This is a genomic window from Mesorhizobium sp. M0618, from assembly GCF_040320765.1.
Lineage (GTDB): Bacteria > Pseudomonadota > Alphaproteobacteria > Rhizobiales > Rhizobiaceae > Mesorhizobium.
The window spans coordinates 23,200-47,997 of sequence record NZ_JAMYQH010000022.1 but is presented as its reverse complement, the minus strand read 5'-3'; the positions used below and the strand labels follow the sequence as shown (position 1 = coordinate 47,997).

General features: G+C 63.0%; 29 protein-coding genes and 1 pseudogene. 14 read left to right on the top strand and 16 right to left on the bottom strand.

The window, feature by feature from the left end; all coding sequences use genetic code 11:
- Positions 1-10: 10 nt before the first annotated feature.
- Positions 11-958, bottom strand: a complete 948-nt coding sequence (locus NKJ04_RS22275) for a ring-cleaving dioxygenase (protein WP_127296846.1) — start codon at positions 956-958, stop codon at positions 11-13.
- A 313-nt stretch (positions 959-1,271) separates the two neighbouring features.
- Between NKJ04_RS22275 and NKJ04_RS22270 the strand changes: the two genes are divergently transcribed.
- From NKJ04_RS22270 to NKJ04_RS22255, 4 genes are all read left to right on the top strand, one after another.
- Positions 1,272-1,439 carry a hypothetical protein gene (locus tag NKJ04_RS22270; protein ID WP_013529241.1) on the top strand — a complete coding sequence of 56 codons (168 nt, stop codon included), beginning with the start codon at positions 1,272-1,274 and terminating at the stop codon, positions 1,437-1,439.
- A gap of 88 nt (positions 1,440-1,527) precedes the next feature.
- A complete protein-coding gene (locus tag NKJ04_RS22265) occupies positions 1,528-2,118 on the top strand; it encodes a DJ-1/PfpI family protein (protein WP_128305880.1) in 591 nt (196 codons plus the stop codon).
- Between the two features lie 72 nt (positions 2,119-2,190).
- Complete coding sequence (locus NKJ04_RS22260; RefSeq protein WP_352677391.1) at positions 2,191-2,598, top strand: hypothetical protein; 408 nt, start codon at positions 2,191-2,193, stop codon at positions 2,596-2,598.
- A 125-nt stretch (positions 2,599-2,723) separates the two neighbouring features.
- A complete protein-coding gene (locus NKJ04_RS22255) occupies positions 2,724-3,443 on the top strand; it encodes a helix-turn-helix transcriptional regulator (protein ID WP_013529238.1) in 720 nt (239 codons plus the stop codon).
- A 62-nt stretch (positions 3,444-3,505) separates the two neighbouring features.
- On the opposite strand, the gene NKJ04_RS22250 is transcribed toward NKJ04_RS22255, so the two are convergent.
- The 7 genes and pseudogenes from NKJ04_RS22250 to NKJ04_RS22220 all read right to left on the bottom strand — a co-directional run.
- Positions 3,506-4,201, bottom strand: a complete 696-nt coding sequence (locus NKJ04_RS22250; RefSeq protein WP_023810957.1) for a DUF1013 domain-containing protein — start codon at positions 4,199-4,201, stop codon at positions 3,506-3,508.
- Between the two features lie 308 nt (positions 4,202-4,509).
- A complete protein-coding gene (locus tag NKJ04_RS22245; protein ID WP_352677390.1) occupies positions 4,510-5,361 on the bottom strand; it encodes a hypothetical protein in 852 nt (283 codons plus the stop codon).
- A gap of 264 nt (positions 5,362-5,625) precedes the next feature.
- Entirely contained in the window at positions 5,626-8,952 is a 3,327-nt protein-coding gene (locus NKJ04_RS22240; RefSeq protein ID WP_352677389.1) for an autotransporter outer membrane beta-barrel domain-containing protein, read from the bottom strand.
- 423 nt (positions 8,953-9,375) lie between these two features.
- Positions 9,376-9,591: a hypothetical protein gene (locus NKJ04_RS22235; protein WP_352677388.1), complete on the bottom strand. Its 216-nt coding sequence runs from the start codon at positions 9,589-9,591 to the stop codon at positions 9,376-9,378.
- Between the two features lie 68 nt (positions 9,592-9,659).
- Complete coding sequence (locus NKJ04_RS22230; protein WP_352677425.1) at positions 9,660-10,328, bottom strand: hypothetical protein; 669 nt, start codon at positions 10,326-10,328, stop codon at positions 9,660-9,662.
- Between the two features lie 13 nt (positions 10,329-10,341).
- Complete coding sequence (locus NKJ04_RS22225) at positions 10,342-11,142, bottom strand: YadA-like family protein (protein ID WP_352677424.1); 801 nt, start codon at positions 11,140-11,142, stop codon at positions 10,342-10,344.
- Positions 11,143-11,244: 102 nt separating this feature from the next.
- Positions 11,245-11,664 (bottom strand): annotated as a pseudogene (locus NKJ04_RS22220) (hypothetical protein); the annotation flags it as partial.
- Between the two features lie 412 nt (positions 11,665-12,076).
- On the opposite strand from NKJ04_RS22220, the gene NKJ04_RS22215 reads away from it, so the two are divergent.
- From NKJ04_RS22215 to NKJ04_RS22205, 3 genes are all read left to right on the top strand, one after another.
- Positions 12,077-13,213: a LuxR C-terminal-related transcriptional regulator gene (locus NKJ04_RS22215; RefSeq protein WP_352677387.1), complete on the top strand. Its 1,137-nt coding sequence runs from the start codon at positions 12,077-12,079 to the stop codon at positions 13,211-13,213.
- A 128-nt stretch (positions 13,214-13,341) separates the two neighbouring features.
- A complete protein-coding gene (locus tag NKJ04_RS22210; RefSeq protein ID WP_352677386.1) occupies positions 13,342-13,632 on the top strand; it encodes a hypothetical protein in 291 nt (96 codons plus the stop codon).
- Complete coding sequence (locus NKJ04_RS22205; RefSeq protein ID WP_352677385.1) at positions 13,578-13,973, top strand: LysE family translocator; 396 nt, start codon at positions 13,578-13,580, stop codon at positions 13,971-13,973. The genes NKJ04_RS22210 and NKJ04_RS22205 overlap by 55 nt, the downstream gene beginning before the upstream one ends.
- 11 nt (positions 13,974-13,984) lie before the next feature.
- Here NKJ04_RS22205 and NKJ04_RS22200 read toward each other — a convergent pair whose 3' ends face one another.
- The 3 genes from NKJ04_RS22200 to NKJ04_RS22190 all read right to left on the bottom strand — a co-directional run bounded on the left by NKJ04_RS22200 (position 13,985) and on the right by NKJ04_RS22190 (position 16,814).
- Positions 13,985-15,097, bottom strand: a complete 1,113-nt coding sequence (locus NKJ04_RS22200; protein ID WP_352677384.1) for a helix-turn-helix transcriptional regulator — start codon at positions 15,095-15,097, stop codon at positions 13,985-13,987.
- 372 nt (positions 15,098-15,469) lie between these two features.
- Positions 15,470-15,610 (bottom strand): DUF1127 domain-containing protein, encoded by a 141-nt coding sequence (locus tag NKJ04_RS22195; protein ID WP_013529236.1) that lies wholly within the window; start codon positions 15,608-15,610, stop codon positions 15,470-15,472.
- 193 nt (positions 15,611-15,803) lie between these two features.
- Positions 15,804-16,814: an NAD(P)H-quinone oxidoreductase gene (locus NKJ04_RS22190; RefSeq protein ID WP_032909131.1), complete on the bottom strand. Its 1,011-nt coding sequence runs from the start codon at positions 16,812-16,814 to the stop codon at positions 15,804-15,806.
- A 123-nt stretch (positions 16,815-16,937) separates the two neighbouring features.
- On the opposite strand from NKJ04_RS22190, the gene NKJ04_RS22185 reads away from it, so the two are divergent.
- From NKJ04_RS22185 to NKJ04_RS22175, 3 genes are all read left to right on the top strand, one after another.
- Positions 16,938-17,132, top strand: a complete 195-nt coding sequence (locus tag NKJ04_RS22185) for a DUF1192 domain-containing protein (protein WP_352554508.1) — start codon at positions 16,938-16,940, stop codon at positions 17,130-17,132.
- 90 nt (positions 17,133-17,222) lie between these two features.
- The gene (locus NKJ04_RS22180; RefSeq protein WP_352677383.1) at positions 17,223-18,470 is read left to right on the top strand and encodes an MFS transporter; all 1,248 of its coding nucleotides are present in this window, start codon (positions 17,223-17,225) and stop codon (positions 18,468-18,470) included.
- Between the two features lie 32 nt (positions 18,471-18,502).
- Positions 18,503-18,766 (top strand): ArsR/SmtB family transcription factor, encoded by a 264-nt coding sequence (locus tag NKJ04_RS22175; RefSeq protein ID WP_013529232.1) that lies wholly within the window; start codon positions 18,503-18,505, stop codon positions 18,764-18,766.
- A gap of 84 nt (positions 18,767-18,850) precedes the next feature.
- Here the strand turns inward: NKJ04_RS22175 and NKJ04_RS22170 are convergent, their stop codons facing one another.
- Positions 18,851-19,507 carry a glutathione S-transferase family protein gene (locus NKJ04_RS22170; RefSeq protein ID WP_352677382.1) on the bottom strand — a complete coding sequence of 219 codons (657 nt, stop codon included), beginning with the start codon at positions 19,505-19,507 and terminating at the stop codon, positions 18,851-18,853.
- A 104-nt stretch (positions 19,508-19,611) separates the two neighbouring features.
- On the bottom strand, positions 19,612-20,463 hold the full coding sequence (locus NKJ04_RS22165) for an alpha/beta fold hydrolase (RefSeq protein ID WP_352677381.1): 852 nt from the start codon (positions 20,461-20,463) through the stop codon (positions 19,612-19,614).
- 77 nt (positions 20,464-20,540) lie between these two features.
- Between NKJ04_RS22165 and NKJ04_RS22160 the strand changes: the two genes are divergently transcribed.
- The 3 genes from NKJ04_RS22160 (at position 20,541) to NKJ04_RS22150 (ending at position 21,965) form a co-directional block, all read left to right on the top strand.
- Complete coding sequence (locus NKJ04_RS22160) at positions 20,541-21,062, top strand: winged helix-turn-helix transcriptional regulator (RefSeq protein ID WP_128305885.1); 522 nt, start codon at positions 20,541-20,543, stop codon at positions 21,060-21,062.
- A gap of 76 nt (positions 21,063-21,138) precedes the next feature.
- Positions 21,139-21,372 carry a hypothetical protein gene (locus NKJ04_RS22155; protein WP_127296851.1) on the top strand — a complete coding sequence of 78 codons (234 nt, stop codon included), beginning with the start codon at positions 21,139-21,141 and terminating at the stop codon, positions 21,370-21,372.
- Between the two features lie 161 nt (positions 21,373-21,533).
- Positions 21,534-21,965, top strand: coding sequence for a GlcG/HbpS family heme-binding protein (locus NKJ04_RS22150; protein ID WP_023810947.1), 432 nt, complete (start codon positions 21,534-21,536; stop codon positions 21,963-21,965).
- Positions 21,966-22,073: 108 nt separating this feature from the next.
- Here the strand turns inward: NKJ04_RS22150 and NKJ04_RS22145 are convergent, their stop codons facing one another.
- The 3 genes from NKJ04_RS22145 to NKJ04_RS22135 form a co-directional block, all read right to left on the bottom strand.
- Complete coding sequence (locus NKJ04_RS22145; RefSeq protein ID WP_127296853.1) at positions 22,074-22,475, bottom strand: hypothetical protein; 402 nt, start codon at positions 22,473-22,475, stop codon at positions 22,074-22,076.
- A gap of 238 nt (positions 22,476-22,713) precedes the next feature.
- Positions 22,714-22,896 (bottom strand): 50S ribosomal protein L32, encoded by a 183-nt coding sequence (gene rpmF / locus NKJ04_RS22140; protein WP_008834724.1) that lies wholly within the window; start codon positions 22,894-22,896, stop codon positions 22,714-22,716.
- A 140-nt stretch (positions 22,897-23,036) separates the two neighbouring features.
- Positions 23,037-23,798: a transglycosylase domain-containing protein gene (locus tag NKJ04_RS22135; RefSeq protein ID WP_031213164.1), complete on the bottom strand. Its 762-nt coding sequence runs from the start codon at positions 23,796-23,798 to the stop codon at positions 23,037-23,039.
- Between the two features lie 78 nt (positions 23,799-23,876).
- Here NKJ04_RS22135 and NKJ04_RS22130 point away from each other — a divergent pair, with 78 nt between their 5' ends.
- Positions 23,877-24,794, top strand: a complete 918-nt coding sequence (locus tag NKJ04_RS22130) for a polyprenyl synthetase family protein (RefSeq protein WP_352554509.1) — start codon at positions 23,877-23,879, stop codon at positions 24,792-24,794.
- Positions 24,795-24,798: the final 4 nt, after the last annotated feature.

The following is a 24,798-nucleotide window of genomic DNA, read 5'->3' as shown; positions in this document are numbered from 1 at the left end:
GGAAAACGATCTACTTCAGCGGCTTGAGGCCAGCCTCGATCGAAGCCCGCTTCGGTTCGAGGAATGGCGGCAAGGCGAGGCTTTCCCCCAGTGTTTCCAGCGGCTCGTCGGCGGTGAACCCCGGCCCGTCGGTTGCGATCTCGAACAGGATGCCATTCGGCTCGCGGAAGTAGAGCGAGCGGAAATAGTACCGCTCGACCTCGCCGCTCGACGGCAGCCGGAACTCGGCCAGCCGCGCCGTCCATTGATGCAGCGTCTCCTGGTCCGGCGCCCTGAAGGCGACATGGTGAACCGCACCCGCGCCTTGCCGTGCCGGCGCCAGTCCCGGCTGCACCAGGACATGCAACTCCGCCGCCGGCCCGCCCTCTCCCATTTCGAAGACGTGAACCTGCCCCTCCGGCGAGACATAGTCGCGCGCCTTGCGCATGTTCATCACTTTGGTCACCACCGCTTCGGTGTTGGTGATGTCGGGAACGCTGATGACGATCGGCCCGAGCCCGCGTATCTGGTGCTCGACCGGTACCGGGCTTTGCGCCCAGGGATGGCTGCCGCCCTTGCCGCCATCGCTGACCAGGCGCAGACGCTGGCCCTCGGGATCTTCGAAGTCCAACGACGCATAACCGCCGATGTCGGCGACCTCTCCAGTTGCCAGGCCTTCATCGGTCAAGTGTTGCTTCCACCAGGCAAGGCTCTCCCGGCTGCCGACCCTGAGGCTGGTCCGCACGATGCTGTGCGTGCCGCGCCGCTCGCGGCCGACCGGCCAGTCGAAGAAGGTAAGGTCGGTGCCCGGCGTCGCTTCGCCGTCGGCATAGAAGAGGTGGTAGGCCGAGGTGTCGTCCTGGTTTACGGTCTTCTTGACCAGCCGCAGACCCAGCACCTTGGTGTAGAAATGAAGATTGCCAGGCGCATTGGCGGTGATGGCGGTCAGATGGTGGATACCTGTCAGTTGCAAGCTCATCGTCGTCTCCCTGCTGTTAGGGAAGAATTTTCTCCCTTCATATCAGACCTGCGGTCACCTCGCTGAAGGCCTCGTATTCCGACAGTCCGTCGCCGGACGCTGAACAGCGGCGCCGAAAACAACGTCGTCGCCATGAACAATCGGACGTCGCAAACCTGCCTTGAGGCACCGCTCGATGCGGCGAGAAGCGATGCCTTGCCTGCGGCGCGCACACCGGCCGCAACTATTGTCTCGCGCCCTGACATCCTCCTGACAGACTGCTGTCAGGAGGGGTATGCGATAGTGCCTCTACACAGAGAGAGGAGACTTAGCCATGAACGGTTACACCATTCTGCGCGGCATGCAGCACTATGTCGGCAAGATCCGGACGATGCGCAACGAGATCCGCACCCAGCGGTTCATGAACTCGCTGCCGGCGGACATTCGCAAGGATATCGGCTGGCCCGACATGTACGCGGACCGTGGCCCTCGCGGCAATTGAAGCCAATTTTTCGACCCGGCGATTGGATGTGGGCGCGTCAACGCCCAGATAACAAGCAGGGCAACAGGTCGACACGCGGAGCGCGCTTATGCCCGAACAAAAGACAATCGGTTTCCTTTTCATCGAAGGCTTCGCTGACTGGGAGTATGGGCTGCTGGCGGCCTCGGCGGTTGAATGGTTCGGCGCCCGTGCCGTGTCGCTGACGCCTGATGGCAAGCAGGTGACGGGCATTGGCGGCTTTCGGCTGATCCCTGATCGCGCAACAGGCGCCGGCGAGAATGCCGATCTCGATGCCATTGCCGTCATTGGTTCCGACCAGTGGACGGGCAAGGCACCGCCTGATGTAGGCGACCTGCTTGCCGCCATTGCATCGCGCGGCGGCGTGGTCGGCGGCATCTGCGCCGGCACGCTGGCGCTGGCCCGAGCCGGCCTTTTCGAGAAGGCCAGGCATACCAGCAATGGCCGCGAGTGGATCAAGGGTCATGAAGCCGGTTATGCCGGTGCCGAGAACTACGAGGATGTGCCGCATGCCGTGGCCGACGGCAACATCGTTTCCGCACCGGGCTCGGCACCAGGCACCTTCGCACTCGCCTTTCTGAAGGCGCTCTACCCCGAAAAAGGCAGCGATCTCGCACAGATGCGGACGCTGTTCGCCAAGGAGTATGCTGAAGCCTCCTGACAGTATGCTGTCAGGAGGGGCGTGCAATGGTGCCAGCTTCGGACACCGCGCATTGGCGTCAAAGGACGATCGATGAAGAGTTGGAACGACAGACTGAGCACACCAGGCATCAACGGCGTGAGGCCGACGCCGCGCACGATGGCCGATGTCGTCGAAGGCCAGCCTATGCTGGTGCCGACGGCGCGCCAGGTGGATGATTTCATCCGCTCGATTCCCGAAGGCGTCGAGATGGATGTGCGTGCGCTGCGTACAGCACTTGCCATCGAGCATGGCGCCGAAGTGACATGCCCGGTCACCATAGGCTATCATCTGCGCACTGTTGCCGAAGCCGCCAACGAGGACCTCCAGCGCGGTATGACGCTGAGTGACGTGGCACCGTTCTGGCGCGTGCTCGATGCGAAAACACCGACGACGAAGAAACTGTCCTTCGGCGCGGAGTTCGTCGCCGCGCAGCGCAAGCGCGAAGGGCTGAAGCCATGATACATGCCGCCCAAAAGTGTTCTGCGGTTTTGGGATAGCGGCATGCGCGAAAACACGATGCATGCCACCCAGAGGTGGACCGGTTTCGGGCGACATGCATAGAGACAACGCCGAGGGACCATACGATGCGCCGCGCCGACAGGCTCTTCCAGATCGTGCAGCATCTGCGCGGTGGCCGACTGGTCACTGCCCAGAAGCTCGGCACGTGGCTCGAAGTTTCCGAGCGAACCATCTATCGCGACATTGCCGATTTGCAGTCGACCGGAGTGCCGATCGACGGCGAGGCCGGCGTTGGCTATATGATGAGGGAGGGTTTCGACCTTCCGCCGCTGATGTTCACGCGTGACGAGATCGTCGCGCTGGTCGCCGGCGCCCGCATGGTGCGCGCCTTTGGCGGTGCCGCCATGGCGAGGGCCGCCGACGAGGCGCTGGTCAAGATCGGCGCCGTATTGCCCGATGCCGAGAAAGACCGCATCGCCCGCACTGAGATCCACACACCGATGTGGGTGGTCAGCGACGCTGCTCGCGAGGCGATTGACCTGATCGAGCGCGCGGTCGAAAAACGCCAGGTGCTGACCATCGACTATTCCGACGAGGCCGGCCGCGGCACCGCCCGCGATATCCGCCCGCTCGGCCTGTGGTTTTGGGGCAAGGTGTGGACGCTGGTCGCCTGGTGCGAGATGCGCGACGATTTTCGCGCCTTCCGCATCGATCGCATCGCCTCCGTGGTCATCGCTGGCCGCATCTTCAAGCCGGAGCGCGGCAAGCAGCTTGCCGACTTCTACCGTGCGGTGGAGCGCAGCGAAGATTATGGCATGGCGCCGGATCGCGCGGCGCGCAGCTGAAACCTGACGCAGCTACAAAAAAAGCCCGCTCGAAGCGGGCTTTCTTGGAATATCAGACAACCTCACTCGTCGTCGTCATTGTCCGTGTTCTTCGACTTCAAGGCGGAAAGCTTGGCGAACACGGCGTTGGCGTCGAGTTCGGCATCCTCGTCCTTCGGCTTCTCGGGAGCCGGCACCAGCCGCTCGGTCAAGGCCGCCGGCAGCAGCGTGTCGCCGACCGGCTGCGCCTGTTCGCGGCCGCGCGAGGCGCGATTGACTTCCATGTCGAGGTCGATCTGCGAGGCGAGGCCCAACGTGACAGGATCCATCGGCTGCAGATTGGCCGAATTCCAGTGCTTGCGCTCACGGATCTGTTCGATCGTCGACTTGGTGGTGCCGACGAGGCGCGAGATCTGCGCGTCCTTGAGTTCGGGATGGTTGCGCACCAGCCACAGAATCGCGTTCGGCCGGTCCTGGCGCTTCGACAGCGGCGTGTAGCGCGGCCCCTTGCGCTTGGATTCGGGCACCCGGACCTTGGGGTCCGAAAGCTTCAGGCGCTGGTTCGGATCCTTCTCGGCACGGGCGATCTCGTCGCGGGTCAGCTGTCCGGTCATGATCGGGTCCATGCCCTTGATGCCTTGCGCCGATTCACCGTCGGCGATTGCCTTGACCTCGAGCGGGTGCAGCCCGCAGAACTGCGCGATCTGCTCGAAGGAAAGCGCGGTGTTGTCGACCAGCCAGACGGCGGTCGCCTTGGGCATCAGCAGCGTATTGGCCATTCAAAAAATCCTTCTCGTTCGCCCGCGTTCCCGCGCGGGCGGTGGTTTAGAGCCACCAAAATGGGAAATTCGCGGTCTGTATAACCGCTCTCGGGTCGTTTCGCAATGTTTTTGGAGCCAAAGACCGCACCGCGTGCGCTGCGCGCTCCCAAGACCGTCAGATCGCCCGGAGCGCGGCCGCCCCTTGTTCGACGGACGGCGCAAAAAATCGCGGGTCGGCTTTCCGGCCTGTCGGTATCGGCCCGACAGCTCCACCTTACCCCAGGTCGAATGCCTCGAAACGGTAGCGGCCCAGTTGTCATCCAGGTTCAGTAGAACGGCGAATATGGCTCCAGCCCCGCTCGCGTGAAGATGGAAATGGGGTGATCAATTCGCGCGACAACGCCGGCCCCCAAATTGATGCCTGTTCCGTCGCAGACACTAAAGACTTTCGACCGCGTTCCGATCAGCACATGGACCGGTTTTCCCGCCTGGACGGGGTATGTACTGTTGTGAATGAAAAGGACCCCGCTCGCTTGTAGCGTATCGTGCGCATTGCCGTTGCTGCTCGAAATTTCGACGTAGTCGCGACCTGCGAATGAATTGTTCGTCCAGATGCCGACAACCCCTTCCACCGAGAGCCAACCATTCGCCCAGCCGTCCGCATCGCGCGGATGGTATTGTCTGAACAGGCGATAGGTTACGCGGTCCGATAGCCAGAAAACCGTTACGTAGCCGTCCATGTCCGGCACATAGGTGAACCAGATGCCGGTCTCGCTCGTGGCGCGCAGGCCATCAGAATCGTATGGGTCCAGATTGTTGGCACTGACGAAATCCATTGAGAGCGGTACCGGATCGGTCACGGCATGATCGTAGAGTTGGGTGAGCGTCCACCGTCCATTATAGTTGAACCACTTGTCGAAGTAGGTTCCTCGATCGACCGTGTTCAGGTCGATCCTCTGCAATTCCCCCCGTTCGACCGGACCAAAAGGAACGGGCCCCAGGTCCGGTATATCGAGGCGTGGTATCATAATCGTGCTGGTCGCTGGTCGTTGCGACAATCTGCCTAGATCGAGCAAGGATCCTGTTTTGCCAACCGCCGATCGCACGTTCCGCGCAATCAGGTCCGCCCGATAGTCTCGCCAATAGTGCCCAGACCGGATCTTCTCGAACGCGACCATCTCTTCGATCGATGGTCGACGTCTTTGGCGGAACGTCTTGTCTTGGAAAGGAAAGCGTTCTGCTTGCCAAGCAATTTCTCTCGCGCCTTGGCCTCGCCTTGCAGAAGGTCCGTGTCGAATGGCAGTTTACATCCCGGTGTTGGGACAAAACCGCTTTCATGCTTCGTGTGGAAATCGACCTTTGACTTGACCATGCGACCTCCAGCAGTTTCTTGCCATTACCGCGGTGACGGTGCGCTTCTTGTTGCTCGCCACCTGTTGCCGTCAGAACTTGATGCCGAGATCGACCTTGGCGCCCTGGTCGACACCGCCGCCACCGAACTGGCCGGAATAGGACACACCGAGCTTAGCGTTGGCCGACATGTTGAAGTCGAGACCGGCCTCGATGACGGCCGCATCCCTGGCGATCGGCACGCCGGCGATGCTGAATTGATCGCCGCCGGCGAAGGCGAAGCTGGAGGTCGGCGTGACGTCGCCGAACGCGTGGCGCCAGCCGAGCATGCCGCGCGCCGTGGCGTTCATGCCGCCGAGCGCGAAGTCCGAGGAACCGCGCAGGCCCAGCGTGGTGAAGGTCGCATCATCGTTCGAGCCGGCGCTGGTCAGTGCCGCATCGCCACCGTCTTCGGTGAAGCCATCGGTATGGACGCTGACATAGGCGAGGTTGGCGAAGGGCTCGAACTTGAATTGTCCGGCATCGGCCCGGTAGGCGAGTTCGCCGAACATTTGCGCGGTGCCGGCATCATAGTCGGCCGACAACCCATCCGTGAAGCCGTTGAAAGCAACCGAGCGTTTGGTCGAAAGGCTGCTCCAGGAGTAGGCAGCACCGGTACGGAAAGCGATGGCGCCCCAGTTGGTGCCGCCATAGAGGCCGAGATGATAGCTGTCGCTCTTGCCCGAAGAGTTGCGATCGTCGGCGTCGAAGCTCGAATGGCTGTAGCCGCCGAGCAGGCCGACGCGCCAGCCGCCCACCAGCGTGTCGGCGCCCGCCAGCAGGCCGCCGGTCGAACGATCGAAGGCGGCGGCGTTGCCGTCGGAGTCGGTATTGCCCCACGACCCAAAGGCCTGGTCCCAGACGGCGAAACGGTCGGTGTCGGCCGCGACCATTTCGGGGCCACCTTCGCCATAAGCCATGACCGGCAATGCGGCCGCGCCAACATCGCCGAAAGCGGACATGATACGATTGGTGACTGCGTCGCGGACGAAGCGGCTGTCCTCGACCAGCATGCCCTTGGCCGAGGCGTGGATTTCGCCAGACAGCCGGTCGAAGGCTGCCTGGGCTTCGGCGTCGGTGGCGAGACCGGCAATGGCATTGAACACAGCCCCACCGGTCAGGCTGTCCAGCCCTTCACCGGTGGCAATCTGGTTCGGCGTCAGCCCGGCATCGGCGAAGTCGCGCACCTTGGTCACGTCGAGATAGGCGTTGTTGGCGTCATAGGTGTCGGTCACAGACAGGAATGGGGTGCTGGTGACGCCGGTCACACTATTGAACGTACCGGTTAGCCCGCCATTCGCCGTCAGCACTGTGTAGGTGCCGATGGCAAGGCCGCCGACACGCACCTCTAGAATCGCATCCGTGATATCGGCAGTTCCCGTGGTTGTGAATTTATCCGCGCTGGCACCGCTGACGTCGATGGCCAGCACCGAGCCGGCGGCGAAGGCCGCATTGCCACCGGTCTGCTCGGTGATGTCGCCAGCCACGTTATTCATCATGCTCAACTGGCCCTTGTTGGTGAAAATGGCCAAGCCGTTGAACGTCGTCGTCACGGCGACGGTTGCGCCGAGGTTGGCGGCATAAATGTTGTTGCCGATATTGTTGACCAGCGTGCCGCCGCTGAACGCGTTGCTGCCGCCGGCGGTGGCCCAATTGCCACCGTTGGTGACGACATTGCCCACTGCTGCGCCCAGCTTGATCGTACCGATCAGGGTCCCATTGTTGTTGAAGGCCACCGGGCCGCCCGACGCATCGATTGCCAGCGCCGCCGAGGCTTGCGCGTTGTTGCGCACCAGACCGCTGGTGGTGATGGTAATCGCCTGGCCCGCGGACGACACCGCCTTGATCGCGGCGTCGCCGCCTTCGACCATACCTGTCGCCGTGATGGTGGTGGCGCCGGTTCCCCTGTTATCGGCATTGATACCGTTTTCGTGGCCGTTGACTGCCGTGACGTCGATCGTCAGGCCGCCCGTCGCGGTGGCCGCGTTGAAGGCGTATATGCCGTCGGTGCCTATCCCGGTCACCGTGCCGGTCGCCGTCACGCCGGTGGCTCCGTTGCCGCTGTTGTAGGCGCGGATGCCATTGGTCCCGCCGGTGACTGCCACGGCGTTCACTGTCAGGCCCGTACCCGTGGTATAGGCATCGATGCCGTTGTCGGCGGTTCCGGTCACCGTACCCGTCGCGGTCACGCTGGTGGCGCCAGTTCCGTTGTTCTGGGCAGAAATGCCGGCGAAGCCGCCATTGACCGCCGCCGCACTCACCGTCAGTCCGGCCCCGCCTGTGTAGGCATCGATACCGTTGTTGCTTGCCCCGATCACCGAGCCCGTCGCCGTGACGCTGGTGAAGCCGGTGCCGTTGTTGGTGACGGCGATGCCGCCCTTGCCGCTGACTTCAGCGGCACTCACTGTCAGGTCGGTCGCCGTGGTGCCGTTGGTGGCATAAATACCGTCTTCGCTTGACCCGGCTACGGCAGCCGTCGTGGCTATGATGCTGGTGGCGCCGCTGCCATCGTTCGAGGCAAAGATGCCGTACCGGCCGCCGGTCACCTTGCCGTAGGCGGTGACATTCAGATCGCTGCCAGCAGGGACGGCCGGGCCTGAAAAGGTTACGGTGCCATTCAGAATCGTATTGACGACATCGAGTTGTTGTCCGCCATTGACGGCATTGATGCCGTCGCCGGTGCCGCCAGTCACGTCGCCATTGGCGGTGATGCTCAGGGCTGCGGTCGCCCCCTGGTTGATCGCGGAAATGCCGCCATTGGTGCCGCTCACTTTTCCGGTGGTGACGTCGGTATCCGAGCCTAGCGAATAGACGAGGACGCCATAGCCATTGGCGCCGGTCGCCGTGATATCGCCGGTGGCCTTAACGTTGGTCGTGCCATCACCGGTGTTTATTGCCGCCAGGCCGATCAGCGAGCCCGATATGGCACCGCCGGTGTCGATGGCGACCGCGCCGCCTGGGTTAGGCCCGTAAAAAGGATCCGTGATTTGTGGAACCAGCGACACGACGCCAAGGCCGATGCCCGTCGTCGAGCTTAGCGCCGAAGAATTGGCATCGGTATAACTGACCGCACCTTTGCCCAGTATGCCCAGCGCGAAGGGATCACTGGTGGAGACACTGAACCCAGGGTCAGTGGCAACAGCCGGATTGGCGGGCGCCAGCAGAAGAGTCAGCAGATCGCCTGCGTCGAGCGGCAGGCCGATTCCGGACGGCACGATCTGGCCGGTCGTGTTGACGCCGGAGCAGACATAGTTGGGTGGCGCCGCCGGCGTGCAGGCGGCGTCGGCATTTTGGCCCAAGCCGAGCAGCGTCGCCCCGGCCATCGCCGTGCTGACCAGCAAGCGGTTGCGATAGCAACGATTGCGATTGTTGAGATTCATGTAGTGCCCCAGCCCCCATCCCGACAGATCGCCCTCGGCGGGAGCCGAAGCGATCGTCAGTGTTTCCTGCCAATGGCTGATCGAATGCCGCCGGCTTTCCTAGTCGTCAAATGACGACGGTCCGCCGCTTTGTGCCGCCAATGACCGCTTGCGGGGCCGGACTGTTACATCGAGGATACACATTCCATTCGGCTAATTTATCGACGAGTGGGGCGACAAGCCGCACGAAAACCGTCGGCCTGAGCTACGCTGCACAGCCAGCCATGTTGCCCCTTGCACAACATGGCCGGCAGCAGCAAAGAGCCGGCCTTCGAGCTTGATCCGAAGGATCAGGTTGTCGGCGCCGACGGTCCGCCTCTAGCCCGCGCCCACTGGCCGAGCCGACCATGACAGCGGTCTCGCCACGAAGCGCAGAAGGCACGATTAATTGAGGAGCCGATTTGGCGTGCCACCATCCATTTTGCTTTTGTGGATACGCTCCAGAATTGCGCGGGCAGCCTCGGCTCGCTCCTTCGGCCGCCCGGTCAGAAGCTGGCCTCCCAGTGAAGCCGGCATCTCCATCTCGCAATCCCAGACCGTCCATGCGTTGGTCGGGTCGAGCATGCAAATGTACCTCTGGAGCCTTTTTTCATCGGTCAACTCAGGTGCTCCCGACATCGAGGCTAAGCACAGGACTTGGCAGGATCAACGCATGAACGCTCCACACGCTACGGCTTGACCGGTTTGGTCTCTTTCTTCGGCTGTACGGCCATCGACGGCCCCTCCGGCGGCGGGCCGGCATCGGCTGGGTTCGGCTGTTCGGCCACTGGCGTGTCGGGCGCTTGCGGGCCACCTGATGTCAGGTTGACGGACACGCCGTAGATCTTCCACTGCCGGTCGGCCGGCTCGAACAAAAGCTCGAAATTGACCTGCAAGGGTACAGACGGGAAGAAGCCGGCCATGTGCAGCATGCCGTTCGGCTCGATCTGCGGCAGCAAAGTCAGTTGCGGCTCGAGCACCGCGACGGCGCCGAAGTCGAGCGCCTGCTTGCGCTGGTTGGCGAAGATGTCGCCTAGCTGGGCTGCACTGTTGGCCCGGAAATTCGGCGAGCCGAGATCGCGCAGCACGGTGTAGTTGCCGGTCTTGTTGGCCTGGTCGAGCGCCAGAAGCGCACCGCGGATCAGGATCAGCACGCCATTGCGGTCGATACCGGCAGGCCGCGCCGTCTTTTGCCCCACCCGTTTTTCCTTGGCTTGCGCATGCGCGGGCTGCGCAGGCACCGCGACGGCCATCAGCGCGATGGCCAATGCGGCGAAAAAACCGCGGGCGCCCGAAGTCCGCCAACCGGGCGCCCGCCACTGCAACGGCACGGAATGCTGAAGCCCCAAACCCCGCATCATCCCGGCCGTGTCAGTTCAGTGTCCATGAGGCTCCGACGCTGACGCCGACATCGCCACGGCCGGTGGTTGCCGATACGGCGGCGTTCATGCGGAACTCCTCGCTGGTGTTGTAGCCAAGGCCGAGCGCCAGCCCCGATTGCCCTTTGAAATGACCGAAGCCGCCAGCCAGCGACAGCTTGCCGGGCCTGTCGTCGTAGCGCAGCCCCGCTGTCGCCAACGCCAGCGCGGTGCCGGCACGCGCTTCCGTGCGGGTTTCGCTGATCTCGCCGCCAAGGTTCTGGAAGCCGGACTCCAACGCGCCGACGCGCCCGTCGAGAGCCGCGATGTTGTTTGGCAGGTCGTTCAACGCTGCGATGTCAAAGGTGGATGTCGCCAGATTGCCGGCACCGTCCGTGGTCATCAGATGCGTGACGCCAACCTGCTCCGCCCTGCTGGCCTCCGAGGCAACACCCGATAGCGTATAGGTGTTCGTGGCACTGCCGAGCTTAACCTGGTTTGTGCGGTCGGCCACAACGCCCTGGCCAATGGCGACGGAATTGTCGAGATTGGCCTTCGCACCGCTGCCCAACGCCAAGGCATTCGAGGCATTGGCCGCGGCACCGGCGCCGACCGCCGTCGAATTCACCTGCCCATCGGCGGAGATGCCCGCCGATGCGCCGCTGCCCAGCGCAGTGTTTGCCCTGTTCTGGAAGCCGTTTGTTGAAGTTCCGCCGGTAACGGCTTGCGCTCCAACAGCGGTGTTGTTGTCTCCGTAAGCCGACGCGGAATAGCCATTCGAGACCGAGTAATCGCCCAGTGCCTTGCTGCTCATTCCGGTAGCCGTTGCCCCTCCCTCTCCGGTGGATCCCTTCGCCTGACTGTCGTAGCCTGTAGCCGTTGAACCGTAGCCCAAAGCCTTGCTCGCCGAGCCGGTCGCAGTCGCATAGAGCGACGTGGCCTGGGCGCTCTGTCCCGTCGCGGTGGCATCAGGGCCCGACGCTATTGCATGATAGCCCGTGGCGGTGGACTGCGAACTCGTTGCTTCCGCATAAGCGCCTGTCGCCGTTGAAAGCCGGCCTGTCGCCTTGGAACTCGCACCTAACGCGCTGGAACCCAGCCCATTGGCCGTTGCGAAAGCCCCCACTGCGGTCGATATGTCCCCCTCAGCCTCAGCCAAGGTTCCGACAGCCGTTGCAAAGCCAAAGGTGGGGCTCGCCGGATCAGGCGGATTGGCGCTGGCCTGGGAGCCACACGCTAAGCTGTTCGGTCCGGAAGAGGTCGCACCACCATCGGTGCCGTCGTCAATCAGGCAGCGATACTGCGCAAAGCCGCTGCCGGTCGTCGGCAGCAGCATCGTCCCAGCAAGCACAAGCGACAGGCGTATCTTCGAAGAGAAAATCAATATCCACCCCCGAGAATGACGCCGTGAAAATTGCTTGGAGCCGGACTGCATCCGTGCCGGCGATCTCACAGCGCTTGTTCAGTTTGACGTCGGATGAACTCCACCGGAGCAACGACGCGAACTTGACGGCCGCGCGACAGCCCGAACAGTCGTCATATGACGACTGTTCGCCGCTTTATGACGCGGTAATTGTGTTGTCGGGCCAAGCTGTTACCGCAAGGTCACATATTCATTTTTGCTAATTATCGATGAGTTGGAATTCGGGGGCGGCGTGACCGGACTCAGCGACAATGCAACTTGCACGAGCGTTTCCGTGTGTTAGGCTTCCTGGCGAGAACCGATCATCCCAAGGATCGCAAGACCAGTGGCTGACGTCAGCATCGAAGCGGTCACCGCCGTGGTCGGCAAGGTCTATGAGGCCGCCTACGACCAGGAACGCTGGTTCGACGCGGTGACCGGCCTGCGCGACCTGTTCGGTGGCTCGCGCTCCTGCATCGTGCGCATCAGCCCGCAAACGCTCGACGCTGTCGCATCCGACCTCGATCCGGAACTCATGTCGCAAAAAGGCGTCGAAGCCCTTCTGCGCGATCCCCTGGCCGGGGCGTCAGCCGGCTTGCCCCTCGGCACGGTCAGCCATTGGCCGCCGACATCGGACGAGACGGAATACCGCCGCCGTGAACTCTGGCAGGACTGGCTGAGGCCGCGCGACATGTACTACGGGCTCGCCTGCAACCTGCTCGCCTCCAACGGCGCGCACTGGCTGCTCGACATCAATCGCGGCGTCAGGCAGGAAGCGTTCGGCGGCCACGAGATCGAGCTGTTGCAGAAGATCGTGCCGCACATGCTGCGGGCCGGGCAGATAGGTCGGCAACTGGAGAAAACATCGGCGCTGGCATCGGCCTTTTCGCATCTGCCCTTCGGTGTCTTTCTGGTCAACGGCCATCAGCAGATCGCGCAGATGAACGAGGCCGCCGAGGCGATGCTGGCGCGGCCGGACAGCCCGCTGACACTGAGCGAAGGCACGATCGTCGCCGCCAATGCGAGGGATACGCAGGAACTGCAACGGCTCGTCATCGATGCCTGCTCACTGCGCGACGGCGTCATGCCGGGAACCGGCGGGACGTTGCTGGTGCCGTCCGATCGCCAGCGGTCCGACCTGGCGCGCCTGGTGCTGTCGGTGGCACCCTTCATCGATGCCCGCGCCTACGGCCTGGCGTCGGAGCGCTGCGCGGTGATTATGGTGACCGAGGTCGCGCGCCGCATTCCCGATGGTTTCGAGAAGCACCTCCGTGAGCTGTTCGACCTGACGCCGGCCGAAGCGCGGCTTGCAACGGCATTGGCGTCGGGTCGGTCGCTGAAGGAAGTCGCCGACATTTCCAACATCACCGTAAAAACCGGTCGCACCTATCTCGAACGGATATTCTCCAAGACCCGCACCCGCCAGCAGAGCGAACTGGTGGCGCTGCTCAAAAGTACCGAACCACTCAGCAGGCGCAGGTAGCAATCTGGTTTTTGGAACCCGACAGTCGGCATATGCCGACTGTCGGAGGCAAAGCATTCCGTGCAAGTTCCGCCCTCGATTGCAGCGGCCTCGCTTGAGGAGAGGCACTGTCGATGCGGGGAAAGTCGATGTTCGAAACCGGACACGCTGCGGAAGCGGGGTTGCTGCCGTTTGTCATTTCCTATGCGCTGGTGGCAATGCTGCCCGGCGCCAACTTCGCCGTCGTTGCGCAAGCCGCGCTAACCGCTTCGCGCGCCACGGCTCTTTCCGCCGCCGCAGGCGTTGCCTTGGGCGCGAGTTCGCTGGCGGCCGTCGTCGCGACTGGCGCCGGAGCGCTGCCGCTCTGGGGGGCGCTGCACACCAGATGGCCGCCAGCCTCTACGGCACGATGCTGGTCTTCATCGGTTGGAATTCGATGAGGCGGGCGCTGTCGATCAAGATTGGCTTCGAGGTGCCGAAGCCCGTTCCAATCACGCGATATTTTCGGCTGGGCTTTGTCACGGCAGTGGCAAATCCTGCAACCGCATTGTTCTTCGCGTCCTCCACGTTGAATCTGGATGCGCGCGGGGCAATGCACCTACCCCTCGCTGTGCCGGTTTTTGCCATCGCCATTGCCTGGTTTGGCCTGCTCGGCCTTTGTATCACCCAACCGACTGCGCAGCGATTTTACAGTCGTTTCGAAAGCATGCGGACATCGCATTGGGAGGGACCCTGGTGGCGCTCGGCTTCTCCGCATTTGGGCATTGAGCGGCGGCTGTAGCTGCCCTCTTCTCATCCGCGGCTGGGCAGTTCCGCGCTCTTCAGCAAAGCGACAAGCTGGCTTTGTTGCCGCGTCCCGGTCTTGGCGAAGATCCGTTCGAGATAGGTGCGGCTGGTTTTGACAGTGACGTTGGAGCTTGCCGCTGCCTCTTTCAACGGCCGTCCTTGCGCAAGGGAGGCCGCCAGCCGCGCCTCTGCGGGCGTCAGGTCGAACAGGCCGGCAAGCAGGCTTGGCGACGGCACGGTGGCGCTGGCGCTCATCGCCGTCGCCGCAACCAGAATGTCGGCCCCGGAAAAGATCTCGTGCGCGGCACGGCGCAGCGGCAGGAGATGAATGACCAACGCCGGTTGGCCTTCCCTGGCAGGAATGGGAATGGAACGCACGACCCGGTTTTGCAAATTGTGCGTAATGGCTTGCCGGAAAAGCTCATTGGCGGATACGTCGGCAAGTGCCATGCCGCCATGTGCGGCGGCGATGAAAACGGATTGCATGTTTTCCAGCAGCACATTGGCCGTCAGCACGCGTCCCGATGCGGTCATTACCGCTGCCGGCAGACCAAGGGCCTCGAGCGCCGAGACGCTCGCTTTGGCCTGCTCCATGCCCAGCCGTGCCGACACAAGGCCGGCACGCGAAAAGTGCGGGCGAAGCTGGTCGAGCCTGTCGATCGACGTCTGATCGTAGGTGCCGTCCCGCGTCCAGCGTTGAAAGACAAATGTGACCAGTTCACCGCTCGGCATGGCAACCGCCGAACAGACATGAGCGCCGATACCCGCCGCCCTCAATTGTATCCGCACCGGATCATGATCGAGCTCGTCGGCAGTCAGAAAATCTTCGACCTGCACGAAACTCGCCGGTTGCAGGCTGCACATGCGCTGAATCGCATCGGAGAATTTCCAGCTGTCGCCGGCGATGAATTCATCGAACAGGGAGCGGATGGTTTCGAACGAATTGTCATGCCTCGGAGATTCGTCGCTTAACCGGCCGCGAACAGGCGAACCATCGCTGAACAGCATGATCGCGCCGCTGGCCGAGCCCGAAAGACCACGGGCGGCTTCGAGAGCACCCGCCCACAAATCCGGCACGAACGCGGCCTCGTAGATCCTGTCCGTAAGATCATCGAACATGAGAGCGCACAGCCTCTTTCAAAGTCAGCGTCTTGCCGGCTCGGATCGTCAACGCGCTCCCACACGCCAATCGATACCCGCAGGATCAAAATGCCATGTTGAAAGCTGAGGTCAACCTCAGATTGCTGTCGAGCGCATGCGGTTGATGGCCCCAAAAAGACAAAACCCGCCGGACGGGGTCCAGCGGGCTCGGAACCGGCGACGGCAAAACCGTCGGCTCCGGCTCTTGCTTCTACGGCAAGGTCCGCTCCTTAGAGCAATTCCGGGAAAAGCGTGAAACGGTTTTCCGTCCGGAGTCGCATCGGCAGGAGCTAGAGCGGTTCAGCGTTTCCGTGAAACGGTGAGCCACCCTACAGCGAACCATGCTCGAATTCAGATGGCCCTGCGGGCGATCTTTTCGATGTCGGCGCGGTTGATGCCGAGATCGCTGAGTTGACGTGCGTTGAGACGGTTCAGTTCGCGGACGGTCTCGGTGTACATACGCCAGTTACGGAAAGCGCGGATCGGGTTCATGGTAGTCCTCCAAAATGATGTTCGTTTCGATGGTGCTCAAATAGGCGTCATCGATGAGGACTTGAATGGCTGATTTTGCATAGCAATGATGCAAATGCTGCATTGCAGCATTAAGCTTCTGTTCATCTTGTAGGCAGCCACGGGCGCGGACCTCGCTCGCCCGGCCTGCAGGCCGGCCGAGTATCGATACGGCCTAGCCGACGTCGAGCACGATCTTGCCGATATGTTCGCCGTCTTCCATCCGCTCATGCGCCCGCCAGGCTTCGCTGAGCGGGAAGATCATGTCCATGACAGGAGCAACCTTGCGCGTGCCGAGCAACGGCCACACCTGCGCTTCCAGCGCCGCCGCGATCGCCGCCTTGAACTCGACGGTGCGCGGCCTCAGCGTCGACCCGGTGTGGGTAAGCCGCTTGACCATGATTTTCGAAAAATCCGCGCTTGCGACAGCACCGGCCTGCACGGCGATCTGGACGATCCGGCCCTCAACCGCAGCAGCCTCGTAGTTGCGCCCCACATAGTCGCCGCCGACCATGTCGAGGATGACATTGGCGCCCTTGCCCCCCGTCGCCTCCTTGACTGCGGCGACGAAATCCTCCTCGCGATAGTTGATCGCCCGGTCTGCGCCGAGCTTCAGGCAGGCGTCGCATTTCTCCTTGCTGCCCGCGGTGGTGATGACATAGGCGCCAAAGGCCGAGGCAAGCTGGATTGCTGTCGTGCCGATGCCGGACGAGCCGCCATGGACGAGCAGCGTCTCGCCTTTCTTGAGGGCGCCACGCTCGAACACATTGTGCCAGACGGTGAAGTAATTCTCCGGCACTGCCGCGGCTTCGGTATGGGTGAAGCCGGCGGGCAACGGCAGCACGCTCCCGGCATGGACCTTGACATATTCGGCATAGCCGCCGCCGGGCGTCAGTGCACAGACGCGGTCGCCAATGCGCCAGCGTGATATGTCGTCGCCAAGGGCCGCCACTTCACCCGACGCCTCGAGGCCCGGCAGGTCGGATGCGCCGGGTGGTGGCGGATAGGCGCCTTTGCGCTGCTGGACGTCGGGCCGGTTGACGCCGGCCGCATGCACCTTGATCAGGATCTCGCCGGGCCCGGGCTGCGGCACGTCGCGTGTTTCCGGCTTCAGCACCCGAGGGCCACCCGGCTCCGAGATCGCGATGGCCGTCATCCTTGCCGGAATTTTCTGTCCGCTCGCCATGAGATTTCCCGTCTTTCCTCGCCGTTATCCGATCGGCTGTTTGCATCGACGCCCCTGCCCTATGTATGCTGATTGCCAAATCAGGCAAATGGCCAATCTGGTCTTGGCGGAGGAGGAGCGACGATGGCGATCTTCGACGACGAACCCAAGAAGAAGGCGCGCCCGCACGAGATCGGGCAGGACCTGTCACTGCTTTCCGTCAGCGACTTGACCGAGCGGATCGGCATCCTGCGCGCCGAGATCGCCAGGCTGGAGGCCGAGCTCAAGGCCAAGGACAACACCAAATCCGCCGCCGAGGCGCTGTTCCGTCGCGGATAGGTGCGCGGGCGCTAAAGCCCGCCGCCGAAAAGCCCGAATGCGACTGTCTTCAGACCCAGCGTCCCCGCCAAACTCGAGCCGGATCAAACAATGTTCGCAACCTACCGTCCGATCCTCTCGCTGCTTCGCGGCACCGCCTTCCTGCTGGCGGCGTCTGGATTGCACGGGCTGCTGCTGCCCCTGCGCGGTCAGCTGGAAGGCTTCTCGACCGCATCGCTCGGCCTGATGGGCACGGCCTGGGCCGGCGGCTTCGTCACCGGCTGCTTCTTTGCGCCGCGCATCGTGCGCCGCGCGGGCCACGTGCGCGCCTTCGGCGCCTTTGCCGCGTCGGGCGCCATCGTGGCGCTGCTCACCGGCCTGATCATCGACGAATATGTTTGGATCCTGCTGCGCGCCTTCACCGGCTTCACCATGGCCGGCGCCTTCATGGTCATCGAAAGCTGGCTGAACGAGAAGGCCACCAACGAGAATCGCGGCACCGTCTTCGGCCTCTACATGATGGTCACTTATGCCTCGATCATGGGCGGGCAGATGATCGTCGCCGGCGGCGACGTGAAGTCGGCGTCGCTGTTCATGATCACCGGCATCCTGTTTTGCCTCTCGCTCATTCCAACCGCGGTCTCAAGCGCTTCCCACCCCAAGCCGCTGCAGGATGTCTCGCTCGACGTCAAAGGCCTTTATGTCAATTCGCCGGTGTCGGCGGTCGCTTGCGTGCTGATCGGCATCGCCAACGGCGCCTGGGGCACGCTTGGCGCGGTCTATGGCGCCCGCATCGGCATTTCCACGGCCGAGATCGCCCTGATGATGAGCCTTGTGGTCGTTGCCGGTGCGGCCATGCAGCTTCCCGCCGGGCGCATGTCCGACAAGACCGACCGGCGCTTCGTGCTGGCCGGTGCGGCTTTCGGCGCCGCCTTGTTCGCGCTCATGATCTTTCTGTTCGAGCCACGCTCCAGCATCTTCGTCATCGTCTTCAGTGCGGCCTATGGCGCCTTCGCCTACACGCTCTATTCGATTGCCGTGGCGCATGCCAACGACCACGCGCGCTCGGAGGATTTCGTCAAGGTATCTGGCGGGCTGTTGCTGCTCTACGGCTTCGGCACGATGATTGGACCCTTGCTCGCCGCCGCTTTGATGGGCTGGATGCGCCCGGAAGGTCTGTTCCTGGCGACCGCCTTGGCGCATCTCTGCCTGGCGGGCTACACGCTGCTGCGCATCAGCCGCCGCGCGCCGGTGCCGATCGGGGATCGTGACGCCTTCAAGACGCAGCCGGCCGACCGTTCGGTGACCCCTGAAGCATTGCGGCTTGATCCCAGAAGAAAAGCAGAAGCAGACGGTTGAGATTCGAAAGGCTTTGCCTCACTAATACAGGCATGATGTTTTCCGACGCCTTCATGGCGATTGCCGATCCCAACCGGCGCCATCTTCTGGAAGAACTTCGCCGCGGCCCGAAAACCGTCACCGAACTGGCCGCCGGCTTGCCGGTGTCGCGCCCAGCCGTTTCGCAGCATCTGAAAGTGCTGCTCGATGCCGGCCTGGTCCACGCCAAGCCGGAAGGAACAAGGCGCGTCTATACGGTGAGCGGCACCGGCTTCCTCAAGCTCAACATCTGGCTCGATCAGTTCTGGGAAGCCTGAGCTTCTCAGTGTCATTGCCAGCGGCTCGGTCAGTTGACCGACCGTATCGGCGAGCGTCTGGGGCGAGATCGTGCAGCATCCCGATCAGCCATTATTGTAGGGAAAGAACTTGAAGTAGGGCTGCGCTTCCTCGACAACCCGGGCGAAGGCGGGCCGCTGCAGCAGCCGGTCATGGTAGCGTTTCACGGTCGGGTATTTGTTGCCTAACGGCTCGACCTTGTTGGCATAGAACAGCGCGGGGGACGCCGCGCAATCGGCCATGGTGAAGGTGTCGCCCATCGCCCAGATCTTCGACTGCATGTCTTGTTCGATGATGGCATAGGAATTTCGAAGCTGGGCGCGGGCCTGCTCGACGCCGAACGGGTCGGTCTTGTCCTGTGGCCGCAACCGGTCGCCAACGATCTTCTGCATTGGCTCCTGCACATAAAAATCATAGAAGCGATCGGCCTGCCGGACGGCCAGCGCCAGGTCGATGTCGGCGGGAACGAGGTCGACCGGCCCCGGATAGTGCGCGGCCAGATATTCGACAACGATGGTCGATTCCAGCACCGTGCGGTCGCGCACGTCGTCGCGCAGCGCCGGCATCTTGCCGGCCGGCGAAATCTTCAGGAAGGCCTCGCGCGATTCCGCATTGCCGAGATCGACGATATCAGGGGTGAACGGCGTGGCGTTCTCATACAGCGCGATCAACGGCTTCCAGCAGAAGGAGGCCAGCGGATGGAAATGAAGCGTCAGGGACATTTTTTGCTCGCCTGTTTCGTGGTTTGTCGGGCCGGCGCCGGGCGCGCTCGTCATGGGTTACACACTGCGGCAAGCATTGCCCTTCAAGACCTGCTTTTGCCGCTTCAAGCGGCCTGGGCGACGATGCCTGCGACAATCACCTCCCAGTCGTCCGGGTGCAGCTCGTGGCCGCCGCCTCCGATCCGGAGAATTTTCGCGCCGGTGACCGCCTCGGCCAGCGCCTCGCCATGTTCGACCGGAAAGATCGGATCAGCCGTGCCATGGATGACCAGCAGCGGCGCCGCGATCTCGTGCAGGCGGCCCTTCCAGGCGTCGCCGCCCTTGAGCATGAAATGGTTGGTCGCGCTCAGGAAGCCGCCGGAGCGGTCGTGATCCTGCTCGACAAAGGCACGCATCCGGGCCTCGTCGAATGGATGTGCGATGCTGGCGATCGCCCGCGCATCCCTGACGGTGAAATCGATCACCTGGCCACGGTCCGACCAATCGACTTTGGCGCCCTCGGCCGAATGCTCGATATAGGCATCGCTCGTCTGCGGAAGGTGCGAAGTGTCGGTTCCCACGGGCGAGCTGCTGATGACGGTCAGCGATGCGACACGGGACGGGTGTTTCAACGCCACAAGCTGCGCGATCATGCCGCCCATCGACATGCCGACGACATTCGCCTTGCCGATGCCGTGGTCGTCGAGAACGCGCATTGCATCGTCGGCCATATCATCGAACGTGTAGGGCGGCTCTCCCGGCTTGTATTTGGTCGAACGGCCGGTGTCGCGATTGTCATAGCGGATCACGAACAGGTCGGCACCGGCCAGTTTCCGGCAGAACGCCTCCGGCCACCACAGCATCGAAGCCATCGCTCCCATGATCAGCAACAGCGGCGGGTTCGCCGGATCGCCAAAGGTTTCGGATATGATTTCGGGCGTTCGGTCGTCGTCACGGTGCGGCCTCCTCTCCTGCAATACCGATTGCGTTTTGCAATCGGTTGCACGATAATAAAACCGATACGATAATGCAACCGGTTTTGGAGAAAAATCTCATGAGCATGGATCGCCGGTCCGGGTGTCCGATCAACCTGTCGCTGGAAGTCTTCGGCGATCGCTGGAGCCTGATCATCCTTCGCGACATGATCTTCGGCGGCAGGCGTCATTTTCGCGAGCTGCTCAACGGATCGATGGAAGGCATCGCCTCCAACATCCTCGCCGACCGGCTGAAGCGGCTGATGGAGCTGGGCATGCTGACCAAAGCCGACGACCCCTCGCACAAGCAGAAGGCGATCTACAGCCTGACCGAAATGGCGATCACGCTGGTGCCGATCCTGGCCCATCTCGGCGCCTGGGGCCGCATCTGGCTGCCGGTCAGCGAAGAACTGTCGATCCGCGCCGAACTTCTGGAAAAGGGCGGACAGCCGATGTGGGACAAATTCATGGACGAGTTGCGCCATGAACATCTCGGCATGCCGCTCGATACTGCAGCGGGTCCTTCTGTCCGCGCGACCTTGCAGGCCGCCTATGAGGCCGTGGTTGCCAGCAAGGCCCCCGCCGCCAGCACAGCCGCGTAATTAACTTATTTTCCCGTTTTGGGGCCGACTCTGCTAGAAGAGGCGGAAAATCACAATTTCGGGATTGGATAAGGTCTTGGTTGAAAACTCTCGGGATGCTGCCCGCGCGCGCGCCGACCTGCGTTTCAAGAAGCAGGAAGAGGCGGCAACCGTCCGCCAGAAGGCGATGGCCGAATACGTCGCCGAGAGCGACGCCCGCCAGGCCAAGACCAACAAGCTGCGGGCGCTGCGTCTCGCCAAGGAAGCCGAAGACCTAGCCAATGCGCCGGCGGCACCCGCCAAGAAGCCGACCCGCGCCAAGAAAAAATAGCAGCCACCCCTTGAGCCATAAACGCTAATGCCTGTCCTGATGGTATCGGTGAAAGCTGCTTCCATCCCGCCCCTTCACGCGAAGCAATTTCAACCGAAACGGGGATGTTATCTCGCCCGTCGACGGTCGATGATCGACGCGTTTTCAAACAGGAGACTGCCATGACCGCACTGCCGCTCGAAAAAGCCAGGCAAATCATCGATGCCGCCTTTGCCAAGGGCGCCGATCTCAAGCTCAAGCCGCTCGGCGTTTCGGTGCTTGATGCCGGCGGGCATCTGGTCGCCTTCCAGCGCCAGGACGGCGCCTCGTTCCTGCGCCCGCAAATGTCGGCCGGCAAGGCCTACGGTGCGCTCGCCATCGGCATGGGCTCACGCAAAGTCGAGGCCTTCGCCAAGGAGCGCCCGCACCTGGTGGCCGGCATCTCGGACGTCTCGGGCGGACGCGTGCTGCCGGTGGTCGGCGGCGTGCTGATCCGCGACAAGGCCGGAGCCATCATCGGCGCCGTCGGCATCTCAGGCGACACGTCGGACAATGACGAAGCCGCGGCCATCGCCGGCATCGAGGCCGCCGGCTTCACCGCCGATCCGGGCTGAATCCTCTCCACTTTGGTCATCGCTGGGCGAAGCAGGAGCGAAGCTCCGTCGCGGAGGCCCTGGGATGACGAAGCGATGCGCGTTTCCGCCAATCGCTTCGCTGAGGAACTAATTCAGATTGATGTCCCGGCTGGCCGATCGCATCGACACCGCGAATCCGGCCAGCACATCGAACAGCGCGATGACCATCAGCGTGAAGAAGACGGAATGGGCCGCGCCCTTCACCAACAGGAACTCGACCAGGAAGGCCACGAACACCAGCGTCGACAGAAGATGGTCCATGATCGAGGCGTTGGTCGTGCGCACCGACTTCGCCATTTCGAGGAACAGGAAGATCAGCCCGATCAGTATCATCAGGTCGCCCAGCGTCATCGAGAACACGCCGCCCGACATCATGCTGAAGGAGAAGACCTCGCTCGCCCACGGATCGTCACCGCTGCCGAATATTCCCAGCAGTCCGAGGTTGTAAAGCACGAAAGGCACGATCAGCAGCGGAATGGCACCGAACATCTGGCGTCTCCATGTGGGGGCGATCCTTTGTAGAATGCGCCATAGCCACGTCGTCAAGATGTTTCGCCATCAGCGCTGAACACGGTCGAAGACCGCACGCAACAACCATGTCAGCCGGTTGCCGGCCGAAGGATTTCAACGCCGGCGGTGCACGCCTGCGCTGCCGGCCCGCCCAAACGCAAAAGGACCAGCCACCGGCCGGTCCTTTTGGAAATTCAAACCTTTGAAAAAGCTGGTCTCAGCTTTCCTTGGGGGTCAACACCTGGCGACCGCGATACATGCCGGTCTTCAGGTCGATATGGTGCGGACGGCGCATTTCGCCGGAATTCTTGTCCTCGACATAGGTCGGGGCCTTGAGGGCGTCGGCCGAGCGGCGCATGCCGCGCTTGGACGGAGAGGTTTTTCGTTTCGGAACGGCCATGGATATGCTCCACTACATGGTCAAAAGCCCCGCCCGCCCTCGTGAAAGGGCCATGTCGGGGCCTAAATCTGAGAAAGTCGGGTGCCTATACACGCCCTGTGCCGTTTTGGCCAGCACTGGCGCGAATTTTTTTGGATCGGCTAGCGGAGACAACCGACATAGGCGCCGGAGCGGCCGGCGCGCCGCTCGATCAGATTGGCGAGCCGCCTCAAGCCAGGCCCAGGTTTGGCCGGATTGCGGGCGATCGGATTTGGCAAGGAGACCGCAAGCAAGGCGGCCTGCCGTCGCGACAGCTGTTTTGCCGAAACGCCGAAATGGTGCTGTGCCGCAGCCTCGATGCCGTAGATGCCCGGCCCCCACTCGGCGATGTTGAGGTAGATTTCCATAATGCGCCGTTTCGACATCACCGCATCGAAATAGACGGCCAGCGGCAATTCGACCACCTTGCGCACCGAGCCCAACGGCCGCGACCAGAGAAACAGGTTCTTGACCGTCTGCATGGTGATGGTCGAGGCGCCGCGCGTCGCTTCGCCGGCCAGCGCGTCGTCGACGACGCCTCTCAGCTCGCCGAGATCGACGCCACGATGAAAGCAGAACTGCCCGTCCTCCGACATGATGACGGAATTGGCCAGCACCGGCGACACGTCGTCGATCGACACCCAGCGGCGATCGTAACCGGAGAACGTCGCCAGGTCCTTCAGCATCAGCGTCGAGACAGGATGCACGAAGAATGGCAGGTACAGAAACGTCAGCACGACCGGAATCAAAGCCAGCACTGCGGCCACGACGATGCCGCGCCGGACCCAGCGCTTGAGACCACGGCGGTTTACGCCCCGCGATCTCGTCGCCATGTCCAGTCTTTCGGTTTCATGATCGACGATCGGTTCCGCCAAGCCGCCCAACCCGTGCTTCTCCCTGCCCCGGCATAATGGCGCTTGGCTTCTTGCGCAACGTCTGAGTGTCGGCTACCGGTCCGGGCCATGACGAATGACGACCAAATGGCGTTCGAAATGGCGCTGATCAGACGGGCGGCAGCCGTCGAGGTGCTGCTGCGGCGGCTGCTCGACGACCGCGCGCTTTCCGGCGAGATCGCCCGGCCCGCCCGGCTGATGGCGGCCATGCGCCACGGCGTGCTGAACGGCGGCAAGCGCCTGCGGCCTTTCCTGGTCATGGAAAGTGCAGCCCTTTTTTCCGCCGATGGCGAGGCGGCACTGCGTGTCGCCGCCGCACTTGAATGCGTGCATTGCTATTCGCTGATCCACGACGATCTGCCCGCCATGGACGACGACGATCTGCGCCGCGGCCAGCCGACCGTGCACAGAGCCTTCGACGAGGCGACCGCCATCCTGGCTGGCGACGCCTTGCTGACGCTGGCCTTCGACATCATCGCTGGCGAGGCGACCGCCCTGCCGGCGGAGCGGCGGGCAGCCCTGGTGCTGGCGCTGGCCCGCGCCGCCGGACCCGGCGGCATGGTCGGCGGCCAGAAGCTCGACCTCGAAGCCGAACAGACGCCGCCGGACGAGGCCGGCATCATCCGGCTGCAGGCGATGAAGACCGGCGCATTGATCCGCTTTGCCTGCGAGGCAGGTGCCCTCATCGCCGGCGCTCCGGCCGATGACCGCGAGCGGCTGGCCGAATTCGGCTCGGCGATCGGTCTTGCCTTCCAGCTTGCCGACGACCTGCTCGATTTGACCGCCGATGCCAGCCAGATGGGCAAGGCGACCGGCAAGGACGCCGCCGCCGGCAAGGCGACGCTGGTGGCCTTGCATGGTGCGAATTGGGCACGCGGCCAGCTTCACGGCCTCGTCGAACAGGCCCATGCACTGCTTGAGCCCTATGGCGACGATGCCCAATTGCTGAAGGAAGCGGCGACGTTCGTGGCGGCGCGTAACAGCTGAGGTT